This window comes from Nocardiopsis sp. TNDT3 (assembly GCF_003427465.1).
In the GTDB taxonomy this organism is placed as follows: Bacteria; Actinomycetota; Actinomycetes; order Streptosporangiales; family Streptosporangiaceae; genus Nocardiopsis; species Nocardiopsis dassonvillei.
In genome coordinates this window covers 1-4,967 of record NZ_QPFC01000463.1, presented here as the reverse complement: position 1 = coordinate 4,967, position 4,967 = coordinate 1, and the positions used below count along the sequence as shown (strand labels likewise).

Annotated in this window: 3 protein-coding genes; all 3 read right to left on the bottom strand. The window is 74.9% G+C overall.

Annotated elements, in window-relative coordinates; translation table 11 throughout:
• Nucleotides 1–43: 43 nt before the first annotated feature.
• A complete protein-coding gene (locus DQW06_RS12125; protein ID WP_013155343.1) occupies nt 44–754 on the bottom strand; it encodes a type 1 glutamine amidotransferase in 711 nt (236 codons plus the stop codon).
• Between the two features lie 10 nt (nt 755–764).
• On the bottom strand, nt 765–2,021 hold the full coding sequence (locus DQW06_RS12120; protein ID WP_013155344.1) for a MurT ligase domain-containing protein: 1,257 nt from the start codon (nt 2,019–2,021) through the stop codon (nt 765–767).
• A gap of 91 nt (nt 2,022–2,112) precedes the next feature.
• Entirely contained in the window at nt 2,113–4,263 is a 2,151-nt protein-coding gene (locus DQW06_RS12115; protein WP_370449070.1) for a hypothetical protein, read from the bottom strand.
• Nucleotides 4,264–4,967 lie beyond the last annotated feature (704 nt).

The following is a 4,967-nucleotide window of genomic DNA, read 5'->3' as shown; positions in this document are numbered from 1 at the left end:
GGGCCCGACGGGACTCACCCGTCGGGCCCTCCGGGACGCGGTGTCAGCGCATCGCGGCGGCGAGGCGCTCGTCGTGCAGGCGCTCCCCCCAGGAGGGGGCGAGCGGGGCCACCTGGCCCACGCGCCAGCGCAGCAGGAGGTCGGCCAGCTGCGGGTTGCGCGGCAGGGCGGGGCCGTGCAGGTAGGTGCCCAGCACCTGGCCCTGGTAGGCGCCCTCGGTGCGGTCGTCGTTGCCGATGCCGCGCACGGTGGTGGACAGCGGTCGGGCCGAGGGGCCGATGGCCGTGCGGCCCTGGTGGTTCTCGAAGCCGGTGATCCGGCCCACGCCCAGGGCCGGGTCCACGTCCGCGACGATCTCGCCGACGGCGCGGGTCTGGCCGCGGCCGCTGCGGATGTCGAGGATGCCCACGCCGGGGAGCGGGTTGGCCTCGTCGTCGCCGTAGGTCTCGCCGATGATCTGGTACCCGGCGCACACCGCGAAGACGCAGGCGCCGCGGGCGGCGGCGCGGGCGAGGCCGCCGTCGGCGCGCAGGCGCTCGGCGGCCAGGATCTGCGGCCGGTCCTCGCCGCCGCCGAGCAGGTAGATGTCGCCCTGCTCGGGGACGGAGTCGCTGGAGTGGACGTGCACGATCTCGGTGGGGATGCCGCGCAGTTCGGCGCGGCGCTTGAGGATCAGGACGTTGCCCTGGTCCCCGTAGGTGCTCAGCAGATCGGGGTAGATCCACACGATCCGCAGGGCGCTGGTGTTCGTCATGGGTGTCTCCCTACTGGACGCGGCCGTACGCCGTGCGGATCTGCTGGAAGGCGGTGTAGTTGGCGATGAGGTCGACCTTGGTGATGCCCGGCTGGTCGGCCTTGATGCGGCCCAGGACCTCGTCGACCCGGTCGGCCACCTCGAACCGCACGCCGTCGGTCTCCAGGCGCAGCGCGAGGTCGGTGCGGCGCTCGCCCATGACGAACACGCGGCGTCCGCGCAGGACGGTGTAGTCCACGTCCCACAGCCAGGAGGTGTCCTTGCCGTCGGGGACCTGCGCGTTGACCGAGAGGATCACCGGGGTGTGGGGCGGGTCGAGGACGGCGAAGGACTCCAGCCATCCGGCGGGGTTCTTGGAGAGCAGCAGCCGCACCTCGACGCCCATGGTCACCACGGAGGTGTAGCGGCCCGCGACGGAGGTGATCTCGCGCAGCCGCTCCACGGTGCGCTCGGGGTGGATGCCGTATCCGGCGGCGGTGGCCGCGGCGATCGCGGCGTTGGAGCGGTTGGCGTCACCGGGCAGGTTCAGCCGCAGCTTGATGCTCTGTCCCTCCGGGGTGAGGAGGGAGTCGGAGGCGTTGTCCACCGCCCAGGTGGTCGCGGGGCGGGCCAGTCCGCACTCGGGGCAGGCCCAGTGCGGGTCCACGTCGCGCTTGAGGTGGCCGCCGCACTCGGGGCAGCACCAGGAGTCCTCCTTCCAGCGCTGACCCGCGGACACCCAGGTGGCGTTGGGCGCGCCCAGGCCCGCCCAGGCCACGAGCGGGTCGTCGGCGTTGGCGATGACGTGGGCGTTGCTCTTGCCCAGCGCGAGGCGCCACTTCTTGGCGAGCAGGTTGATCTCGGAGGCGCGGTCCATCTGGTCGCGGCTGAGGTTCATCAGCACCACGAACGCGGGCTGCGTGGCGAGCAGCACCTGCGGGAGGTACTTCTCGTCCACCTCCAGCACGCCGTTGACGGCGGACTGGTTGTTCGACAGAGCCGTGATGTGCCCGGTGGGCATGTTCGCGCCGTGCTCGTTGGTGGCCACGTCGCCGAACTCGCGCAGGGCGTGCGAGATGAGCCTGGTGGTGGTGGTCTTGCCGTTGGTGGCGCTGACCAGGGCGAGCCTGCGGCCCCGGGCGAGCTTGGCGAGCAGGTCGGGTTCGACCTTGAGCGCCACCCGGCCGCCGATGACGGAGCCGTCTCCGCGTCCGGTGGCACGGGACAGGCTGGCCGCGCTCCTTCCCAGAACCGATGCCAGTTGGGCGCGCAGGGGAAGCTCGCTCATCTACTCTCCAGTAAGTGCTGGACCACCCGCGCCGTTCGCTCCTGGGAGGCGGCGGGCGGTGTGTCGGGCCAAGCCTAGTGTCCACCCGGGGTCAGACCCGCCAGTCCAACCTCTCGGGCGGCGGTCCCAGGTTGGGCGGCACCCCGTCCTCCACTGCCCCCGTGGGCGCGGGAGCCCCGCCCGCGGCGGCGGTGCCGTCGGGTGTGTCGGTCAGGGCGTCGGGGTCCGCGGTCGAGACCCGGGGGCGGACGCCTCCGGTACCGCGCCCCCTCGCGGCCGCGGCCGCGGCGCCACCGCCTCCAACGCCCGGTGTGTCACCGGTGTTCCGGGAGTCGTCCACCGTGGCGAGTGTGGCTGTGGACAGGGTGAGGATACCCGGGTTGGTGTCGGCCAGCACGGGACCGTCGGCGGTCAGGACCACGGCCGCCGTGGCGGGGAGTCCGCGCAGCGACTCGGCGTCCAGGCCGCAGGGGCGCCCGGGTGCCGCGCCGTCGTCCCCGGTACCGGCGGACCCGCCGGTGCCGGCCTCCTGAAGGGTGACCCGCCCCCACGCGGTGGCGGATCTCACATGGCGGACGAGGTCCAGGGGCGCGACCGCCGCCGCGGCGTTGCGGATCACCGCGCCGGACTCGGTGTGCGGGGAGGGGAAGAACCGGTCGTCGGCCTCCACCTCGGCGTCGGGGTCCTCCGGCTCGCCCATGGCCGCGCCGCCCACGGCCCCGCCGACCGCCTCGGTGAGGCGGTGCACCCGCAGCCCGCCGGGGTCGTGCCCGGCGACACCGGGCGCCGCGGCCACGGAGCGTTCGACGGCCTCCGCCGAACCCCCGTCCTGACGCATCACCACCGGCAGGCAGGCGGGGTCGGCGAACCGGGCGAGCGCGGCGGGGACGGCCGTGCGGAACATCAGGACGACCTCCACCCCGCCGTCGGCCGCCGCGGCGAGGACCTGGTCGATCTCCCCCTCGGGGAGGGACTCGGCGCCGCAGACCACGACGGTGCGGGTGCGGTCCGGGCGCACGCGGGGGCGTCTGCCGTCGGCGTTCCTGGGCTCGGGCGCCTCCAGCAGCTCGCTGAGCGCGGACACGGCGTAGGTGCCGTAGACGCGCGCGGCGGTCTCACCGGAGGCCCGGTCGGTGGAGATGATCTTGACCTGCGCGTAGTCGTTGTCGTCCGCCCGGGTGCCGACGGCCTCGAAGGGGCTCAGGCGGCGCTCCAGCTCCCAGGCCCGCTCCCCGATGCGCGGCCCGTCGCCGCAGCGCTCGCGCACCCGGGCCCGCTGCCCCGGCGTGAGCAGGGCGAGCGCGGGGTCGTCCTCGGCCGCGTCCTCCTCCGGGGTGAGCAGGGCGCGCAGGCCGCCGATGAGTTCGGCGATCCCCGCGTGCGGCCCCAGGACCTCCAGGAGGCGCAGCAGGAGCGTCTCGTCGGCGTCGGCCTCCGCGGTGCCGCCGGAGGCGGACGCGACCGCGGAGAGGATGCGCGCGCGCTGGCCCGCGTCCAGGTTGGTGCCCAGGGTCATCCGGGGCAGGTCGGCGGGGAGCACCCACCTGCGCGGGGCGACGGCGCAGCGGCGGGCCAACCGGACGAGTTCGCGGGCCACGGAGTGCCCGGTGAGGTCGACCACGGTGAGGTCGCCGCCCTCGCGCAGCCGGGAGACCCCGACGGTGGCGAGCAGCGCCGACCATCCGGCGTCGTCGCCGCCCACCACGACGACGGTGCCCCTGTCGGCGGGGACGGTCACCCCGTACCAGAGCGGCTGCGCCTCGTAGGCCCGCGAGGCCGCCTGCCACTCGGTGTACCTGCGGGCGTGCTCGTGCTGTTGTTCGCGCAGGATCCGGTCGCGCTCGTCGCGTTCGGCGGCCAGGCGCTCCCTGGCCCTTTCCAACCGGGCTGCGACGACCTGGCGGCTCTGGACGAGGGCGAAGGCGATCGGCGCGGCGATGGCGGCGCAGGCGAACACGCCGCCGAGGGCGAAGCTGCCGGGAAGGATGCGCAGGGTCCACAGCAGCGGCAGCAGCAGGGTAAGGAGGCAGAGCCCGGCCAGGGCGAAGTACAGGGGCCGGTTGGTCTGGGCCTCGCTGTCGCGCTGGGCGGCGATCCACTCCTCGCTGACGGTCTCGGCGTCGGCCGGGGTCGGCCGCCGCGGGGCCGGCCCGGGAGGCGGCAGGAGCACGGCGTGCCGCCAGCCGACGTAGGTACGTCCGGCCTCTCCTCGGGACGCTCCTCCCGAACGGGGGTTGGGCACCGTCCGAACACCTCCTGACCGGCCGTCGCGGGGGGCGGCCGGGGATTCGATCACGCGGGGCTCCGGGCCGGGCCGGAGCGTGGGCGGAATGCCGTCACCCGCCCGCCGCGCTCGTCACGGCCCCGCCGGAACCGGTCACGGGCACGGGAGGGTGCCGGTGGGCGCGGGTGGAGTGGCCGTCGATCTCAGTCAAGCAGCAGCGCGCACCGCTTTCCAGCCCCGCCCCGGACCTGTGGAAAACGCGTCGCGAACCCGGTGGAGGCTGAGGGGTCACGCGACCCGGCTCCTGCTCCCGGAGGGCCGCGCGACGAGGGGCGCACGGACGGTGCGCGCCCGTTCCCGGCGCCGGTGGCGGGGGCCGCCGTGTCAGCGCCTCCCCCGGGGGCAGGGGAAGGGGGACAGAAGAAGAGAGGACGCCCCCCTTCCGAGGAGTGACCCCCCATTCCCGAGGTCTACCTGTACGCCGCGCTTCTCGCCCTGATGGTCGTCGTCCTGGCCATGTTGATCGTGTCCGCGGTCATGAGCCAACGGTGGCGCCGCCGCAACGGACGCCCGCTCTGGCCGCCCTCCGCCTCGTGCGCGGAGGAGGGGATGTGGTCCGGGGCGGACCGGGAGCAGCGGCGCAGGGTCGCAAGAGCGGTGCGGCGGGGCCCCGGCCCACTCCCCCGCCCCGTCCTCCGTCAGCCCCGTGCCCGCCTCGGGAA

What these genes read in the sequence shown, in the direction of transcription:
- DQW06_RS12125 (WP_013155343.1), bottom strand. Translation starts at nt 754, where the DNA reads ATGACGAACACCAGCGCCCTGCGGATCGTGTGGATCTACCCCGATCTG.
- DQW06_RS12120 (WP_013155344.1), bottom strand. Translation starts at nt 2,021, where the DNA reads ATGAGCGAGCTTCCCCTGCGCGCCCAACTGGCATCGGTTCTGGGAAGG.